The organism is Arthrobacter sp. P2b (genome assembly GCF_900168295.1).
In the GTDB taxonomy this organism is placed as follows: domain Bacteria; phylum Actinomycetota; class Actinomycetes; order Actinomycetales; family Micrococcaceae; genus Arthrobacter.
On the sequence record NZ_FVZL01000001.1, the window covers coordinates 333,372 to 349,231 of the forward strand.

The following is a 15,860-nucleotide window of genomic DNA, read 5'->3' on the forward strand; positions in this document are numbered from 1 at the left end:
CGTGCACCAGCAGCCCGCCGCCACGGTGGCCCTCCCGTCTATCGGGCGGGCTCGCCTGCCGCATCTTCTTCCGCTGCGCGCGGACGCGTTTTCGGTCCCCTACCGTGATCCCGTCTGGGACGGGCCCACCGATCCGGTCCTCATGGCCGACCACCTGAAGGGCGAGTGGGTGCTTTTCTACACCCAGCGCCGCGCCACGAAACCCGGTCTGACGGGCGTGGAATGGGTACATGGCACGGCCATCGGCGTCGCGCGGTCTTCCGACGGCGGGGCCACCTGGAACTACCAAGGCACCGCGGACGGACTGGTGCCGCCGGAAACTGAACGTCCCGCTACACTCTGGGCGCCCGACGTCGTACGCATTGGGGACCAGTGGATCATGTACCTGACCGTCCTGGGCGGTGTCCGGACGGACTGGACCGGGAGTGCGTCCATCGTGCAGTTCGCCAGCCCGGACCTCGAGACGTGGGAGTACCTGGGGCAGGTAGACCTGGACTCGCCCCGGGTCATTGATGCCGCCGTCGCACCTTGCGGCGATGGCCGCTACCGGCTCTGGTACAAGGACGAGGCCCGGGGTTCCAACACCTACAGCGCGGTCAGCGACAGGCCCCAGGACCCGTCGTCATGGGTAGTGGAAGGCCTCACGATCCCCGGCCGCCCGCATGAGGGACCGAAGGTGTTCCGGCTGGAGGGCCACTACTGGATGATCGTGGACGAGTGGCGTGGCCAGGCGATCTACCGCTCCGCCGACGCCACAGGCAACTGGACGCGGCAGGAACACCGTGGCGGCCTCATCCTCACGGCCCCCGAATCCGTGGAGGGAAGGCCCGTCGTCGGACGCCATGCGGACGTGGTTCCCCTGGCACCCGGGGAGGACGGCAGGGAACGCGCCCTGCTGGTGTATTTCACCCATCCGTATTGGGGCGGCGAAGACATCGGCACCATGGACCCGGAGCCCAGGACACGCCTCAGCCACGTCCGGGCGGCCGTCCTGGAAGTGCGGAACGGCAACCTGGTCTGCAGCGGGCACTAGTAGAGCAGGCAGCAGAACCGGCACGACAAAAGGCCAAACCTTGGAACTATAAGCCAGCTGCTGCTGGCACCGGTCCAAGGTTTGGCCCTCTGCCTGACTCGTCCGCCGGAGTGGTTACCGGACTTCCGGGAGGTCCCTACGCACGCTGGGGGGAGCCCAGCTCCACCGGGTCCTCGTCCGTGAGGTATGCAAGCTCGGAGTGTGCGGCGAGGTCGATGCCGCGCATTTCGTCCTCGGGCTTGATGCGCAGGCCGATCGTCTTGTCCAGGATCTTCGCGAGGATCCAGGTGATGCCGAAGGAGTAGACCAGCACCGTGACGGTTGCCAGCGCCTGGACACCGAGCAGTTCAACGCCGCCTCCGTAGAAGAGGCCGTTGACGGCGTTGGGGGCAGCGTCGGTGGCGAAGAGGCCGATCAGCAGGGTGCCGAGGATGCCGCCCACCAGGTGGACACCGACGACGTCGAGCGAGTCGTCGTAGCCCAGGCGGAACTTCAGTTCGATGGCCAGCGAGCAGACGGCACCGGCAATCAGGCCGATAGCCACGGCACCCAACGGGCTGACGGAACCACAGGCCGGGGTGATGGCGACCAGCGCGGAAATCAGGCCGGACGCCGCGCCCATGCTGGTGGCGGCCCCGCGGCGGAGGCGCTCAACGAGTGCCCAGGCGAGGAGGCCCGCCGAAGCAGCCACGGCGGTGTTCAGGAAAACCACCGACGCCGACTGGCCGGCGGACAGTGCCGAGCCTGCGTTGAACCCGAACCAGCCCACCCACAGCAATCCGGCGCCGATGAGCACCAGCGGCCGGCTGTGCGGTTTCGCGTGTTCCACTTTGGGCCAGCCGGAGCTCTTGCCGAGGACCAGTGCCAGGGCGAGGGCGGCGGCGCCGGCGTTCATGTGCACGGCGGTGCCGCCGGCGAAATCGATGGCCTTGATGCCGCTGGCGATCCAGCCGCCGGTCACGCTGCCGTCCGCCGACGAGAAGGCGAACACCCAGTGCGCGATGGGGAAATAGACGATGGTGGCCCAGATGCCGGCGAACAGCATCCACGCGCCGAACTTCATGCGCCCGGCCGCAGCTCCCGCCACCAGCGCCGTGGTGACGCAGGCGAAGAAGAGCTGGAACGCGGCGAACAGGATGACCGGGATGGACGCCTCTTCATCCGCGGCCAGCAGCTGCCCCATCCCGGGGAACTCGGTGACGTCACCGATCAGGCCCAGTCCGCCCACGGAATTTCCGAAGGCCATCGAGTACCCGAACAGTGCCCAGAGGACAGCCACCAGGCTGGCGCCGCCAAAGCACATCATCATCATGTTGAGAATGCGGCGCGACCCCACCATGCCCCCGTAGAACAGGGCCAGGGCGGGGATCATCATGCAGACCAGCGCCGAGCTGGCCAATATCCAAGCGACATTTCCCGAATCCATTGGGAAACCCCTTTCGTGATGCGAGGAGAGAACGGAAATCGCCCGTCAAAGCCACTCCGGAGGAGGGACGCGGAGTCAGTACCACGTTCATCGGAGGGCGGCTATTGCCGTCTGGTTCCAACTGTATGGCGGGCTTTTTTGGGTGGGTTTCGGATGTGTTAAATGATGGTTTCAGTCGTCCGCACGCGAGTTTCACCAGCCCCTTCCTTACATGCGGGACGCGCGTACCCTGCAAGTAGGGCAGGAGGAAAGGACGCATCATGCGGACCGTGACATATGGCGCGGCGTGCAGCCTCGACGGGTACATCGCCGGCAGCGGCGGTGCCATTGACTGGCTGCATTTCAGCAGGGACGTGGAAGACATCATGGCCGAGTACTGGACTACGGTGGATGCCATCCTGATGGGCCGGAAGACGTGGGAGTTCGCCGCCGCCCAGGGCATGGGCGGCGAGGCAGACCCGGGCAGCCGCTCGGCAAGCAACGAGGCTACCGGCATTCCGCCGGTCGCCACCTACATCCTCTCCCGCACGCTGAAGGAGTCCCCGCCCGGAGTGGAACTGGTGTCCGCCGATGCCGCGGGATTCGTCAAACAACTCAGACGACGGGCCACAGCCGCTATCCGATGGCGCGTGCCTCGCCCATCAGCCCTGCGAGTGCATCTGCCAGCGCCACGGCACCGGCTTCCGCGTCCCAGTCCTCCACCAGCTCGTCCGGGGAATGCGAGATGCCGGTGGGGTTCCTGACGAACAGCATGGCGGTGGGAATATGGCTTGCCAGGACGCCGGCATCGTGCCCGGCGCCGGTGTCCAGGACCGGCGCTCCGGGAAGCAGTTCCTTCAGCCGGTCCCGCAGGCCGCCGTCGAAATGCACTGTGGGGCTGAGCGATTCCATGGTGAGGCTGGCGCCGCAGCCTTCCTCAGCGGCGAACACCTGGGCGTTGAGGCCGATGGCTTCCACCAGGGCCGCGGTGACGGAGTCGTCCGGGTGCCTGACGTCGATCCACAGGTCCACCCTGGAAGCGATCACATTGGTCCCGCCCGGAACGGGCTGGACCCTGCCGACCGTGGCACGTGCGTCCCGGTACTTCCTGGCGGTATCGCGGATGTTCACCATGATCTTGGCGGCAGCGATCATGGGGTCCTTGCGGTCCGCCATCAGCGTGGTGCCGGCATGGTTGCCCTGCCCGCTGATGCTGAGTTTCCAGCGGCCGTGGCCCAGGATTGAGGAACCAACGGCCACGGGCTGGTTCAGGTCAACCAATCCCCTGCCCTGTTCCACATGCAGCTCCACGAAGACCCCCAGCTGCTGCAGCGTCCTGTAGTCCGCACCGATCAGCCGGGGGTCCTGCCCGTTGGCGGCAGCGACGTCGGCGAACGTGTCGCCGTCCGGGTCCTTGAGCCGGCGCGCCTTGTCCGGATCCAGCTGGCCCGTCAATAGACGGGAGCCCAGGCAGGCCACGCCGAACCGCGAGCCCTCCTCCTCGGGGAAAACGGCGATGGCCAGCGGCCGCCGGGGGCGGAGTCCGCGGGCTTTGAGGATGTCGACGGCGGCCAGCGCCGATGCGACGCCCAGCGGACCGTCGTACTCGCCGCCGCCGGGAACGGAGTCCAGGTGGCTGCCGGTGACAACGGCGTCCCTGCGGGTGCCGGCGGAGGTGTCCCACCAGGCCCAGATGATCCCGTTGTGGTCCGTGGCGACGTCCAGCCCGCGCCGGCCTGCCTGCTCGATAAACCAGTTGCGCAGGTCCATTTCCGCGGTGGAGAAGACCGGCCGCGAGTAGCCGCCGCGTGACGTGTCCCTGCCGATCGTGGAGATGTCCTGCAGCAGGCTGGTCACACTGGATGAGCTCGTTGCGGCAGCAGGCCGGGCATCCGCCGCGGGGTCCGCCGGGGGTACTGTCTGTGAAAGGCTCACTGGTATCCGTTCTATGTGGTCACAGCTGTGGACGACGCGGGCCGGAACCGCCGCGGGACACCGCCGGCCCCGGTGGCGAGTTCTGCAGCCCATTGGCCGATGAGCGGCGCGAACTTGGCCCCGTGCCCGGAACAGGGCGACAGGATTGTCAGGTTGTCCGCGCGGTCGATGATGAAGTCTTCGTTGGGCGTGTTCGTGAAGAGACAGGTGGTTTCCGCGTACGGCTCGGGGTCCAGGCCCGGCAGGTAGCGCCGGACGTAGTCCACCACGCGGTCCCGGTTGGCCGGATCAACGACGCCGGTTTGCTGAGCCGCGGAGGGGATGAACGGGCCGCCGTTGTACTCGGCCACCTTTTGCCCGGCAAAGCCTGCGTCACGCCCGCCGGGAAGGCCGTATGTCTGGATGTCGGCGGCCTTGTGGATGAAGGTGGGCCACTGGCCTGCACCCTCGGGGTCCCGGTATTTGAAGTGGAACGCCTGTTCCTGCCGGACGGTGATCTCCGGCAGCCCGGCAAGGAACCCTTCCGGAAGGGGCAGCTGCCCCAGCAGCTCCGGCAGCCAGCCGCCGGCGCTGATGACGACGTTGCCGGCGTCGACCGTTTCCCCCGTGGCGGAAATGAGGCGGTAGCCGCTGCCGTTGCGCTCCATGCTGTTCAGGCTCCAGCCGGTCAGCACCTCGGCGCCGTTCCGCACTGCCAGGGCAACCATGGCGTTGACGGCGGTTTCGGCATCGATGACGCCGGCGCCGGGGTGCCAGAGGACCTCGGTATCAAAGCCGATCTGCGGCCAGCGCGTCCTGGCGTCGGCAGCGGAGAGCAGTTCGTGCTCAACGCCGACGGCGGCCAGCACCCCGGCGAGCAGTGCAGGTTTGCGTTCGGGGCCGTAATCCACGGCGCCGTACGGGGTGATCAGCTGTGTGCCGGTGTCCAGGGCGAGCCCGTCCCACAGTGCCTTGGATTCCAGTACCGCCCGCGTGTAGAAGGGGTTCGGGTAGGCGTAGCGGAAGATCCGGGCGGAGCCGTGTGAGCTGGCGTCGTGGCTGGCGGGGACGTTGCGTTCCAGGATGGTCACCTGGTGGCCGCGGGCCGCAAGGTGCCAGGCGGTGGCGGCGCCGGCCAGTCCGGCACCCACCACCACATAATCGGACGAATCAGTCACGGAGTGCTCCTAGCCTGCGCCGGGGATCCAGGAGGTGCCGGCCAGCGGCACGCGGGCCATGGCGGAAGCCTCGATGGTGAGCGCCACCAGGTCCTCGGGCTCCAGGTTGTGCAGGTGTGACTTTCCGCAGGCCCGGGCGATGGTCTGGGCTTCCATGGTGAGGACCCGCAGGTAGTTGGCCAGGCGGCGCCCGGCGGCTACCGGGTCCAGGCGGGAGGCGAGCTCCGGGTCCTGGGTGGTGATGCCGGCGGGGTCGCGGCCGTCCTGGAAGTCGTCGTAGAACCCGGCGGCGGAACCGAGGGCAGAGTATTCAGCGGCGTAGCGGGGATCGTTGTCACCCAGGGCGATCAGCGCCGCAGTGCCGATGGCGACGGCGTCGGCACCCAAAGCCATGGCCTTGGCGACGTCCGCGCCCGTGCGGATGCCGCCGGAGACGATGAGCTGGACCTTGCGGTGGACCCCGAGCTCCTGCAGCGCTTGGACAGCCTGCGGGATGGCGGCGAGGGTGGGGATGCCGACGTTCTCGATGAACACCTGCTGCGTCGCGGCGGTCCCGCCCTGCATGCCGTCCACCACCACAACGTCCGCGCCGGACTTCACGGCGAGCGCGGTGTCGTAGTACGGCCGGGAGGCGCCGATCTTGACGTAGATGGGGGTCTTCCAGTCGGTGATTTCGCGCAGTTCACCGATCTTGATTTCGAGGTCGTCCGGGCCGGTCCAGTCCGGGTGCCGGCTGGCGGAGCGCTGGTCGATGCCCACCGGAAGGGTGCGCATTCCGGCCACGCGTTCGGTGATCTTTTGGCCCAGGAGCATGCCGCCGCCGCCGGGCTTGGCGCCCTGGCCCAGCACGATTTCGATGGCGTCGGCCTTGCGCAGGTCGTCCGGGTTCATGCCGTAGCGGGACGGCAGGTACTGGTACACGAGGTGCTTGGACTGGCCGCGCTCCTCAGGCGTCATGCCGCCGTCGCCCGTTGTGGTGGAGGTGCCCACCTCCGAAGCGCCGCGGCCCAGCGCCTCCTTGGCGTTGGCGGACAGTGCGCCGAAACTCATTCCGGCGATGGTCACCGGGGTCTGCAGGTGCAGCGGCCTGGACGCGTGCCGGTCGCCAAGGACGACGTCGGTATCGCACTTTTCGCGGTAGCCCTCCAGCGGGTAGCGGGACATGGAGGCGCCGAGGAAAAGCAGGTCGTCGAAGTGCGGGACCTTGCGCTTGGCGCCCCAGCCGCGGATGTCGTAGACGCCGGTGGCGGCGGCGCGCTGGATGTCGGCGATGGTGGCGCGGTCGAACGTGGCGGATTCGCGCAGGCCCAGTTCAGCGATGTTCTGGGTGGGCGCCTGCTGCGGAACGGAGGTGATGGTCATGGGGGCTCCTAGTACGACGTCGAGTTGTCGACGTGGAAGTGGTAAAGGTTCCGGGCTGAGCCGTAGCGCTTGAAGTCGGCAGGGTTGTCCGTGCGGCCGGCAGCCGCGAGCAGCTCCGTGAGCTCGGCGAGGTGCTCGGCCTGCAGCGGCTTTTCGACGCAGTCCGCGCCGAGGGAGGCGACGGTGCCCTTGACGTAGATCCGGGCCTCATAGATGGAGTCGCCCAGGGCGTCCCCGGCGTCGCCGCAGACCACCAGGCGGCCGGCCTGCGCCATGAACGCGGACATGTGGCCGATGTTGCCGCCCACCACGATGTCCACCCCCTTCATGGAGATGCCGCAGCGTGCGCCGGCGTTCCCGTCGATGACCACCAGGCCGCCGTGGCCGGTGGCCGCGGCGGACTGCGATGCGTCGCCTTTCACGTGGACCCTGCCGGACATGATGTTCTCGGCCAGTCCGACGCCGGCATTGCCGGTGATGGTCACGTCGCCTTTTTGGTGCATCCCGGCTGCGTAGTAGCCGGCATGGCCTTCGATGGTCACCTTGATGTCCGCGGTGATGCCGACGGCCATGCTGTGCTTGCCGCCGGGGTTGGTGACGGTCCAGGCCTGTCCGTCCACGGCGTCGTGGATGCCCTGGTTGAGTTCCCGGACGGTGCTGGCGTCGAGGTCCACGGTGGTGGTGGCGGGCCCGTCTGCTGCCGGGACGTCCGTCGCGATGTTTTCGGGGGCTGTCAGAGTGACCATGTGTAGACCTTTCCGGGTTCCGGTTCAAAGATGCGGGCGTTGTCGATGCCGGGCAGGCCGGCCAGGGCACGGTATTCGGAGGCCATGGCCACGTAGTCGTCCGTTTCGGCGATGATGGCCGGTTTGCAGGCGATGGGGTCCCGGACCACGGCCATGCTGTCCGCAGTTGTAACCACCAGGGTGTAGAAGCCGTCCAGGACCTTGCCCAGGTTCACCAGGGCTTCCTCCAGGGTGTCGCCCTGCTTGAGCCGGGAAGCGACGTAGCGGGCGCCCACCTCGGTGTCGTTTTCGGAGTCGAACACCACGCCTTCGCGCTTGAGGTCGCGGCGCACCGTGGCGTGGTTGGAGAAGGAGCCGTTGTGGACCAGGCACAGGTCGTCGGCAACCGAGAAGGGGTGGGAGCCGCCTGCGGTCACGGCGGATTCGGTGGCCATCCGGGTGTGCGACAGGCCTTGGCTTCCAGCCATCGCCTCGAGGCCGTGCTCGGCGGCGATATCCATGGGATGGCCCACGCTCTTCATCACTGCCACGTGCTCGCCGCGGCCGATGATGGTGGCGCCGGGCAGGGTTTCGCTGACGGCCTTCACCAGCAGGTCAGTCCCGACGGCGGCACTCACCAGGGTAGTGTCTCCGACCACTTTCGTTGCTGCTGCGGCGCCGGCCGGGAGCATGGCGGCGACGCCTGCAGTGATGGCCGCCGTCGTCATGCCCTGGTCCTTGCCGAGGAGGCTGAGGGTGGAGGTGCCGTCCGACACCAGCCCGGGGGTGTTGTAGACGGCCAGGCCGGCGGAGTCCGGTCCGCGGTCCACGATCTGGCACAGCATGGAGGACAGCAGGCTGCCCATCTGGGGATGCAGCGAGGGATTGCGCAGCTGCAGCGCGGCGATTCCGCACATGGTGGGGGTCCTTTACTCGGTGGGGATCAGATAGAGGTCAAGTAGGTGCGGATTTCCCAGTCGCTGACCTGGTTGTGCCAGCTCAGGAATTCCTCTTCCTTGGCGTCTGCGTAATAGGCGCCGATCCGGGCGTCACCGCTGAGGCTGGAGAGGATCACAGGGTCTTTCCGCAGTGCTTCCACGGCGTGGAGCAGGGTGGCCGGCAGGAGGTGCGCGTCGGGCCTGGACTCGCCGGGTCCGGAGGGAGCACCGGGGTCGGCGGCTTTCTCCACGCCGTCCAGTCCTGCCGCGATGGCTGTCGCGATGGCCAAGTAGGGGTTTGCGGAGCCGTCCCCGGAGCGCAGCTCAATCCGCTTGTTGTCCGGGACGCGGATCATGTGCGTGCGGTCGTTGCCGCCGAAGGACGCCTTGCGCGGTGACCACGTGGCACCGGAGGAGCTGGTGGTGGCGCCCGTGCGCTTGTAGGAGTTGACCGTCGGTGCGAGGAACGCCTGAAGCGCGGGGGCATGGTCCAGGATTCCGGCGATGAATGAATAGGCGAGGCTGGAGATCCCAAGGCCCCGGCCGTCGTCGTCCGGGCTCCCGCCCGCCGGGAACAGCGCTTCGGTTCCTGACCAGAGGGACAGGTGGAAGTGCAGGCCGGTGCCGGTCCGGTCCGTGAAGGGCTTGGGCATGAACGTTGCGGTCATGCCACGCTGTTCGGCCAGGATGTTGAGGATGTAGCGCAGGGTCACCACACGGTCAGCGGTGGTGAGGGCGTCCGCGTAGTTGAAGTTCTGCTCGAACTGGCCCGCGGCGTCTTCGTGGTCGTTGGCGTAGTTGCCCCAGCCCAGCCCGTTGATCGCGTCCGAGATGGAGGTGAGGTGGTCATACATGCGGGTGACGCCGCGCGCGTCGTAGCAGGGGCGGGGCGAATCGTCCCGGGCGTCGGCGGTACTCAGCGTCCCGTCGTCGTTCTTCTTCACCAGGAAGTATTCAACCTCCGCCCCCACCTTGGCCTGCATCCCATTGTTTGCGAGGCGGGCGAGGGTGTTCTTCAGGATCACCCGGGGGGCGTAGGGCCAGGGCTTGCCGTCGACGTATGGGTCGCAGTGAATGATGGCCAGGCCCTCCTTGATGAAGGGAACCGGCGTGAAGGACGCCAGATCGGGAACAGCGATCAGGTCTGAGTCCTGCGGCTTCTGTCCGATAAGGCCCGCGGCGTAGCCGGCAAAGCCCATGGCACCGTTCTCGAGCTCATCAGCGGCTTCCACCGGCACCAGCTTGGCGCAGGGCTTCCCCGTCATGTCCACGAAGGTGGCCAGCAGGAAGCGGACGCCGTGGGCTTTGGCAATATCCGCCAGGGAAATCCGGCCGGCGTCCGCTGCCACCGGCCCGGCCGCCTGTACTTCAGGGGTTGCGAGACTTGTCATCGAAACTGTCCTGTTCGGTTGCTGTTGCATCTTATGAAACCTTGTTGAACCACAGTAGTCAAAGTGATGTTTCAGCTGTTCGCGCCGTTTGTTAAATCTGGAAGTCGGGGGGTATGCCCGATGGCACCGCCAAGCGGCTGGGGGTACACGGGGATAAGGCAACAAGGCGGGCAGGAGGCCAGCCCACACAGGCACAGCGCCTTACGGCATCACGGGTAAAGGAGCGGGGCCGGACTACCTCGCCGTTTCACGTCGCGGCCGAAATCCTCCCGGCCCTTGGCCGGTCCTACCTGGCGGCCACCGCAAGGAAACGGATGGGCAGCTCCAGCAGCTCCAGCGGACCGTGCGGGCCTTCGCCATCGAGCAGGAGCGAGTCTCCGGATTCCATGGTGTATTCGTACTGGCCGTGGCCGTAGACCATTTTGCCGGCGAGCATGTAGATGAATTCAGTGCCGGGGTGCTGGAAGAGCGGGAAAACGTCTGACGCGTCGGTCAGGGTCACGAGGGTGGGCTCCAGGGCATCAGTGCGGCCCTTGAGGGTACCCAGGACCCGGTATTCGTGCCCGTGCTGGGTGCCGCTGCGGACGGTGAGGCTGCCTTCGCCGCTTTTGGTGAACGTCGCGTCCCGGTCCGTGTCCGCACCGCGGAACAGTGCCGTCACGGGGATCTTGAGTCCGTCAGCGAGGCGCTGCAGGCTGGTCAGCGAACAGGACGTACTGGCCGTCTCGATCTTGGAGATCATGGCTTTGGACATCCCTGTGCGGCTTGCAAGCTCAGCGGAGGACAGGCCCTGGGAGGTGCGGTAATGCCGGAGCTGGGCAGCGATCACCTGTTCGAGTTTTCCGGCAACCTCTTCCCGGGCGTGATCGGTCATGTCAGCCATCTTAGGTGGCCCAACCCCCAGCAGGCCTGCCGCCTCAGGCGTTTCGCTGCGCTGCAGCTTCGGCGCCAACTGCGCCCTGGACTCGCACGGTGGCTCGGGTTAGGGGACCCATAGGCGGGCTATGCTGGGAAAACCCGCCACAGCACTGGACGGCACGGGCATGGCAGCGAGGACCTAGGTCATTGGTCGCGGAAGGAAACGACACATGGCGCGAGCGACAGTCCAGGACGTCGCCAAAACGGCTGGAGTGTCCGTCGGGACCGTCTCCCGCGTCCTGAACGGGAGTCCGGCCGTCAGCGCAGCGAGCAAGGAAAAGGTCACGGGGGCCATCCGCAAGCTCAACTACCGGCCCCTCGCCTCCGCCCGTGACCTGCGCCGCGACCGGACCATGCGCGTCCTGGCGCTCGCGAAGAACCTCAACTCCCCCGTGATCAGCGAGGCCTTCCGGGGATTCGGTGACGCAGCGGCATTGTCCGGCTACGTCAGCCTGATTGCGCCCACCTCCGGGGACCTCGAACGCGAACAGCAGCTGGTGGACATGCTGCGCAACGGCTCGGTGGATGGCCTCATCCTGTTTTCGCCCACCATGCCGGATGCCGAGGTTGAAGCGCTGGCAGAGCAGTTGAGCGTTGTCCAGGTCTGCGAAATCGTTGATTCCGAGGCTGCGTTCGGTGTTTCCATCGACGACCGGCAGGCGGCCTTCGACATCACGCAGCACCTCATCCAATCGGGGAGCCGCCGCCTGGCGATGATCGGCAACAGGCTGGCACGCTCCGGCCGGCTGCGCGAGGAAGGCTTCCGGGAAGCGGCCGCCCAAGCGGGTTTGTCGCCGGAACATCTGCTCCTGGCCGAGGGCGAGTTCGACTTCCACGCCGGGCGCCGCCTCGCCAGGGACCTCCTGCAGCTGGACCCGCTGCCGGATGCCGTTTTCTGCGGCAGCGATACGGTGGCGGCCGGGTGCGTCCGGGAAATCACGGACGCCGGCCTGCGGGTTCCGGAGGACGTCGCCGTGGCGGGTTTTGACGACTCCATCCAGGCCGAAATGTGCGTTCCAGAGTTGACCACCATCCGGCAGCCCGCCTATGAGATGGGCCGGGTGGCCTTTGAGGCACTTTTCGCCCGCATGACAGAACCGGGCGGGCACCGCCGCGGGCGCACGTTCCTTCCGCATCAACTCGTGGTCCGCGACTCCACCAGGAACTAGCGCCAGGGGTTGACAGCCGCAACGGATGGCTGCCAGACTTTTGGAATCGATTCCAAAGGCTTCAAGAGTGCCACAAAACCGTGCAGTTTGGAATCGATTCCAATTCCTCACCGCGACTCTCCCCAGCCACCACGTAAGGACGCATCTTTGAACCACGAGCAGCAGTCGTCAACGCAGCCCGCAGCCCTCCCGGACGGAGCACGGGCCCAGGATTTGCGGGTCGGCGTCGTTGGCATAGGTTGGGCCGGCCAGCAGCACCTGAAGGCCTATGAGGCACTGGACGGCGTCAGCATCGTTTCGCTGGCGGGGATGGAGCAGGAACTCCGCGAGTCCCTGCAGGCCGAATACTCCATTCCCAGTGCGTTCGCGGACTGGAAAGACATGCTGAACCACGGCGGCCTGGATGCGATCAGCGTCGCAGTGCCCACCTTCCTGCACGCACCCATCGCGATCGCAGCCCTGGAGCGCGGGATCCATGTGCTGAGCGAGAAGCCCATCGCACGGAACGCTGCCGAAGGCCAGGCCATGGTGGACGCGGCCCGTAAGGCCGGGCGTGTCCTGGACGTCGCCTTCAACCACCGCCGCCGCGGCGATATCCAGGCACTCAAGGGTGTTATCGACGAGGGCGGCCTGGGCCGCCCGTACTACGCGAAGGCATCCTGGCTGCGCCGTTCCGGCATCCCCACGCTGGGCAGCTGGTTCACTAATCCTGAACTCGCCGGCGGCGGGCCGTTGGCGGACATCGGCGTCCACGCCCTCGACTACGCCCTGCACCTGCTGGGCGAACCGAAGGTGGTGGCCGTGTCCGCCGCCACCCACTCCGAGCTGGGCCCGCAGGGGCGCGGCGGCGGGAACGAGTACTCTGCCCTCGCCTCCAGCCACGCTTTTGACGTCGAAGACTTCGCCTCCGCGTTCCTTCGGCTTGAGGGCGGCGGAACCCTCCTGATCGAAGCAAGCTGGGCCACCTACCGGGAATCGGACGACCTCCTGGACTTCACGGTTTACGGCACCGATGGCGGAGCCGAACTGAAGGTGCAGGGTGCACCTTTCCCGACCGTCGGACAGCTTCGGGTGTTTACGGACAAGGACGGCGAATCCGCAGACTACGTCCCGCCGGTGCTGCCGGGCCGTGCCCACGACGGAGTGGTGGAAGACTTCATCACGGCAGTGCGCGGCGGCGAGGCAGTCTGGGGCGAGCATGATGGCTCCCTGGCGCTCTACCGCGCACAGATCATCGACGCGTGCTACCAGTCCGCACTGGAGCAGAGGGAGGTTCGTCTCTAATGAACGGCAAGCTAAGGATCCGGGTCTGGAACGAAGGCGTCCACGAGGCCATCAACGAGCCATCCCACATCGGCGAGATCTACCCGGACGGCATCCACGGCGCCATCGCCGCAGGCCTTCGCCCCTACTACCCGGAGGCGGAAATTACGACGGCGGTCCTGGCCACCGACGAAGAACACGGCCTGGACGAAGAGGTGCTGGCCGAGACGGACGTCCTGCTGTGGTGGGGACACATGGCCCACCACGAGGTGAGCGACGCCGTCGTCGAACGCGTCCACAGGCACGTGCTGGGCGGTATGGGGCTGATCGTGCTCCACTCGGGGCACTTCGCCAAGGTCTTCACCAAGCTGCTGGGCACCAGCTGCTCCCTCGCCTGGCGGAATGACGGCGAGCGCGAGCTGGTGTGGACCGTGAAGCCCTCACACCCCATCGCCGAGGGCGTGGACAGCCCCATCGTTATCCCCGAGCAGGAGATGTACGGCGAACTGTTCGATATCCCGGACCCGGACGACCTGATCTTCATCAGCTCCTTCGCGGGCGGCGAGGTGTTCCGCTCCGGCGTCACGTTCACCCGCGGCAAAGGGCGGATCTTCTACTTCAGCCCCGGCGACCAGGAATACCCGGTCTACCACCACCCGCAGATCCAGCGGGTCCTGGCCAATGGGGTGAAGTGGGCAGCCCAGCCCGGACTGCACCGTTCGGCCCCGGAGGTCACCAACCCACAGAGGGAATGGTTCGAGAACGCTTAGCATTTACGATGCCGACCACAATGCTGCGGTTTCTCCCATAGCCCGTCCGGCCGCCAGCGGGTACAACTGAGAGATGACTACCCCAGCGCTGGTGCTAGGCCCCATGATGCGGTACGTGGACGAGACGTCGGCGAGTATCTGGGTGGAAACCCGTGATGCTGCCCTGGTCACCGTCAAGACCAGTGCCGGGGAGTGGGGAGTCCCCACGTTCGCAGTGCACGGCCACCACTATGCGCTGGTGGAAGTGGACGGCCTCGGGCCGGGAACGGTCACGCCCTACACCGTGGAGATCAACGGGACGCACGTCTGGCCGGCGCCGGAACAGCGCGGGGTGGATGGCTCAAACCCCGACGGCCAATTCCCGCCGCCGGTCATTGCCACCCTCAACCCCGGCAAGCCCCTGCGTTTGGCCTACGGTTCCTGCCGCACCAGCGTGCCGCATGATGCGGCAGGAAACCGGAGCCACGGGGTGGACTCCTTAAGGGCCTATGCGCTGAACATGATCTCAGGCAGCAGCGAGCCGTGGCCGGATCTTGTGGCCTTCCTGGGGGACCAGGTCTATGCCGATTCCACCAGCAAGCAGATGCAGGAGTTCATCAAGGCCCGCCGGGACATCAAGGCACCGCCCGGCGAGGAGCTGAAGGACTACGAAGAGTACGCGCACCTCTATTACCTCGCCTGGTCGGACCCGGCTAACAGGTGGCTGCTGTCCACCCTGCCCAGTGCGATGATCTTCGACGACCATGACATCCGTGACGACTGGAACGCCTCACGGTCCTGGCGCCAGGCAATGCAGGATGTTCCCTGGTGGCGGGGCCGGATCAAGGCCGGGCTGGCGTCCTACTGGGTGTACCAGCACCTTGGCAACCTGTCGCCGCAGGAACGGGCCGCGGATCCCGTGTGGCAAAAAGTCGCCGCGCACCGGGACGGGCAGGAACTCGACCTTAGTGACGATCTGGACAGCCTCGCGGAACGGGCGAACAGGGACCCTGAGTCCTATCGGTGGAGCTACTCCCGGGATTTCGGCGATACCCGGCTGATCGTGGTGGATTCCCGTGCCGCGCGGAACCTGGACCCGGACCGCCGCGCCCTCCTGGACGACGTCGAAATGGCCTGGCTGGACGAGCGGATGCAGGGCGGCCTCCGCCATGTCCTGGTGGCGACCTCCCTGCCGTTCCTGCTGCCGATGGGCCTGCACCACCTGGAATCGTGGGACGAAGCCATCTCGGAAGGAGCATGGGGCAAGCCGGCGGCGCGGGCCGGTGAAAAGCTGCGCCAGGCGGCCGACCTGGAGCACTGGGCCGCGTTCCAGAAAAGCTTCCGGCAGGTGGCGGCAATGGCGGTGGAGGTGGCCGACGGCAAACGGGGGCCGGCTCCGGAAACCATCACCTTCCTGTCCGGCGACGTGCACTTTTCCTATGTCTCCGAGGTGGAGCGGTCCTCGGGCAGCCGCATTATCCAGGCGGTCTGCTCACCCATCCGCAACCCCCTGCCGCGGGTGATGCGCTCCTTCGGGGCGCTCATGTCCTACGGCCTGGCCGCACCGGTGGGCGCGGCTGTGGCGCGTTCGGCAAAGGTCCAGGACCCCCCGTTCCGCTGGTCCGGCATCAATGGTCCCTGGTTCGACAACAACCTTGCCTGCCTTGAAGTGGTGCCCGAGGGGCTGAGGCTGTGGTGGCAAAAAGGGGTGGTGGACGGCGGCGATCACCTGCACCCACGGCTGGAACGCGTGGCGGAGATGACGGTCGCCCGCCGCAAAACCGGCGAGCCGGCGAGGGAACGGCTCTAGACACT

Annotated in this window: 13 protein-coding genes and 1 pseudogene; 6 read left to right on the forward strand and 8 right to left on the reverse strand. The window is 66.9% G+C overall.

The features are described from left to right. Window position 1: 1 nt before the first annotated feature. Complete coding sequence (locus B5520_RS01505; RefSeq protein ID WP_079595290.1) at window positions 2-1,033, forward strand: family 43 glycosylhydrolase; 1,032 nt, start codon at window positions 2-4, stop codon at window positions 1,031-1,033. 136 nt (window positions 1,034-1,169) lie between these two features. Here the strand turns inward: B5520_RS01505 and B5520_RS01510 are convergent, their stop codons facing one another. Further along, a complete protein-coding gene (locus B5520_RS01510) occupies window positions 1,170-2,459 on the reverse strand; it encodes an ammonium transporter (protein ID WP_079595291.1) in 1,290 nt (429 codons plus the stop codon). 260 nt (window positions 2,460-2,719) lie between these two features. On the opposite strand from B5520_RS01510, the pseudogene B5520_RS23210 reads away from it, so the two are divergent. Next, window positions 2,720-2,992 (forward strand): annotated as a pseudogene (locus tag B5520_RS23210) (dihydrofolate reductase family protein); the annotation flags it as partial. Between the two features lie 82 nt (window positions 2,993-3,074). Here the strand turns inward: B5520_RS23210 and B5520_RS01520 are convergent. From B5520_RS01520 to B5520_RS01550, 7 genes are all read right to left on the reverse strand, one after another. Beyond that, entirely contained in the window at window positions 3,075-4,373 is a 1,299-nt protein-coding gene (locus tag B5520_RS01520; RefSeq protein WP_254865438.1) for an allantoate amidohydrolase, read from the reverse strand. Between the two features lie 11 nt (window positions 4,374-4,384). After that, entirely contained in the window at window positions 4,385-5,530 is a 1,146-nt protein-coding gene (locus B5520_RS01525; RefSeq protein WP_079595294.1) for an FAD-dependent oxidoreductase, read from the reverse strand. Window positions 5,531-5,539: 9 nt separating this feature from the next. Continuing rightward, on the reverse strand, window positions 5,540-6,892 hold the full coding sequence (locus B5520_RS01530; RefSeq protein WP_079595295.1) for an FMN-binding glutamate synthase family protein: 1,353 nt from the start codon (window positions 6,890-6,892) through the stop codon (window positions 5,540-5,542). A gap of 8 nt (window positions 6,893-6,900) precedes the next feature. Continuing rightward, a complete protein-coding gene (locus B5520_RS01535) occupies window positions 6,901-7,638 on the reverse strand; it encodes a GltB/FmdC/FwdC-like GXGXG domain-containing protein (protein WP_079595296.1) in 738 nt (245 codons plus the stop codon). After that, on the reverse strand, window positions 7,626-8,534 hold the full coding sequence (locus B5520_RS01540; RefSeq protein WP_079595297.1) for a glutamine amidotransferase: 909 nt from the start codon (window positions 8,532-8,534) through the stop codon (window positions 7,626-7,628). The genes B5520_RS01535 and B5520_RS01540 overlap by 13 nt, the downstream gene beginning before the upstream one ends. A gap of 26 nt (window positions 8,535-8,560) precedes the next feature. Next, window positions 8,561-9,946, reverse strand: coding sequence for a type III glutamate--ammonia ligase (gene glnT, locus B5520_RS01545; RefSeq protein WP_079595298.1), 1,386 nt, complete (start codon window positions 9,944-9,946; stop codon window positions 8,561-8,563). 286 nt (window positions 9,947-10,232) lie between these two features. Beyond that, window positions 10,233-10,820 (reverse strand): helix-turn-helix domain-containing protein, encoded by a 588-nt coding sequence (locus tag B5520_RS01550; RefSeq protein ID WP_079595299.1) that lies wholly within the window; start codon window positions 10,818-10,820, stop codon window positions 10,233-10,235. Window positions 10,821-11,034: 214 nt separating this feature from the next. Here B5520_RS01550 and B5520_RS01555 point away from each other — a divergent pair, with 214 nt between their 5' ends. From B5520_RS01555 to B5520_RS01570, 4 genes are all read left to right on the forward strand, one after another. Further along, window positions 11,035-12,033 carry a LacI family DNA-binding transcriptional regulator gene (locus B5520_RS01555; RefSeq protein WP_079595300.1) on the forward strand — a complete coding sequence of 333 codons (999 nt, stop codon included), beginning with the start codon at window positions 11,035-11,037 and terminating at the stop codon, window positions 12,031-12,033. 147 nt (window positions 12,034-12,180) lie between these two features. Continuing rightward, complete coding sequence (locus tag B5520_RS01560) at window positions 12,181-13,317, forward strand: Gfo/Idh/MocA family protein (protein WP_079595301.1); 1,137 nt, start codon at window positions 12,181-12,183, stop codon at window positions 13,315-13,317. Then, window positions 13,317-14,066, forward strand: coding sequence for a ThuA domain-containing protein (locus B5520_RS01565; protein WP_079595302.1), 750 nt, complete (start codon window positions 13,317-13,319; stop codon window positions 14,064-14,066). Before B5520_RS01560 ends, B5520_RS01565 begins: the two co-directional genes overlap by 1 nt. A 73-nt stretch (window positions 14,067-14,139) precedes the next feature. Next, the gene (locus tag B5520_RS01570; RefSeq protein ID WP_079595303.1) at window positions 14,140-15,855 is read left to right on the forward strand and encodes an alkaline phosphatase D family protein; all 1,716 of its coding nucleotides are present in this window, start codon (window positions 14,140-14,142) and stop codon (window positions 15,853-15,855) included. Window positions 15,856-15,860: the final 5 nt, after the last annotated feature.

Bases quoted from the DNA above. Each gene is read 5' to 3' on its own strand.
- B5520_RS01510 (WP_079595291.1), bottom strand. From the start codon at position 2,459: ATGGATTCGGGAAATGTCGCTTGGATATTGGCCAGCTCGGCGCTGGTC.
- B5520_RS01530 (WP_079595295.1), bottom strand. From the start codon at position 6,892: ATGACCATCACCTCCGTTCCGCAGCAGGCGCCCACCCAGAACATCGCT.
- B5520_RS01535 (WP_079595296.1), bottom strand. From the start codon at position 7,638: ATGGTCACTCTGACAGCCCCCGAAAACATCGCGACGGACGTCCCGGCA.
- B5520_RS01540 (WP_079595297.1), bottom strand. From the start codon at position 8,534: ATGTGCGGAATCGCCGCGCTGCAGCTGCGCAATCCCTCGCTGCATCCC.
- glnT (WP_079595298.1), bottom strand. From the start codon at position 9,946: ATGACAAGTCTCGCAACCCCTGAAGTACAGGCGGCCGGGCCGGTGGCA.
- B5520_RS01550 (WP_079595299.1), bottom strand. From the start codon at position 10,820: ATGACCGATCACGCCCGGGAAGAGGTTGCCGGAAAACTCGAACAGGTG.
- B5520_RS01555 (WP_079595300.1), top strand. From the start codon at position 11,035: ATGGCGCGAGCGACAGTCCAGGACGTCGCCAAAACGGCTGGAGTGTCC.
- B5520_RS01565 (WP_079595302.1), top strand. From the start codon at position 13,317: ATGAACGGCAAGCTAAGGATCCGGGTCTGGAACGAAGGCGTCCACGAG.
- B5520_RS01570 (WP_079595303.1), top strand. From the start codon at position 14,140: ATGACTACCCCAGCGCTGGTGCTAGGCCCCATGATGCGGTACGTGGAC.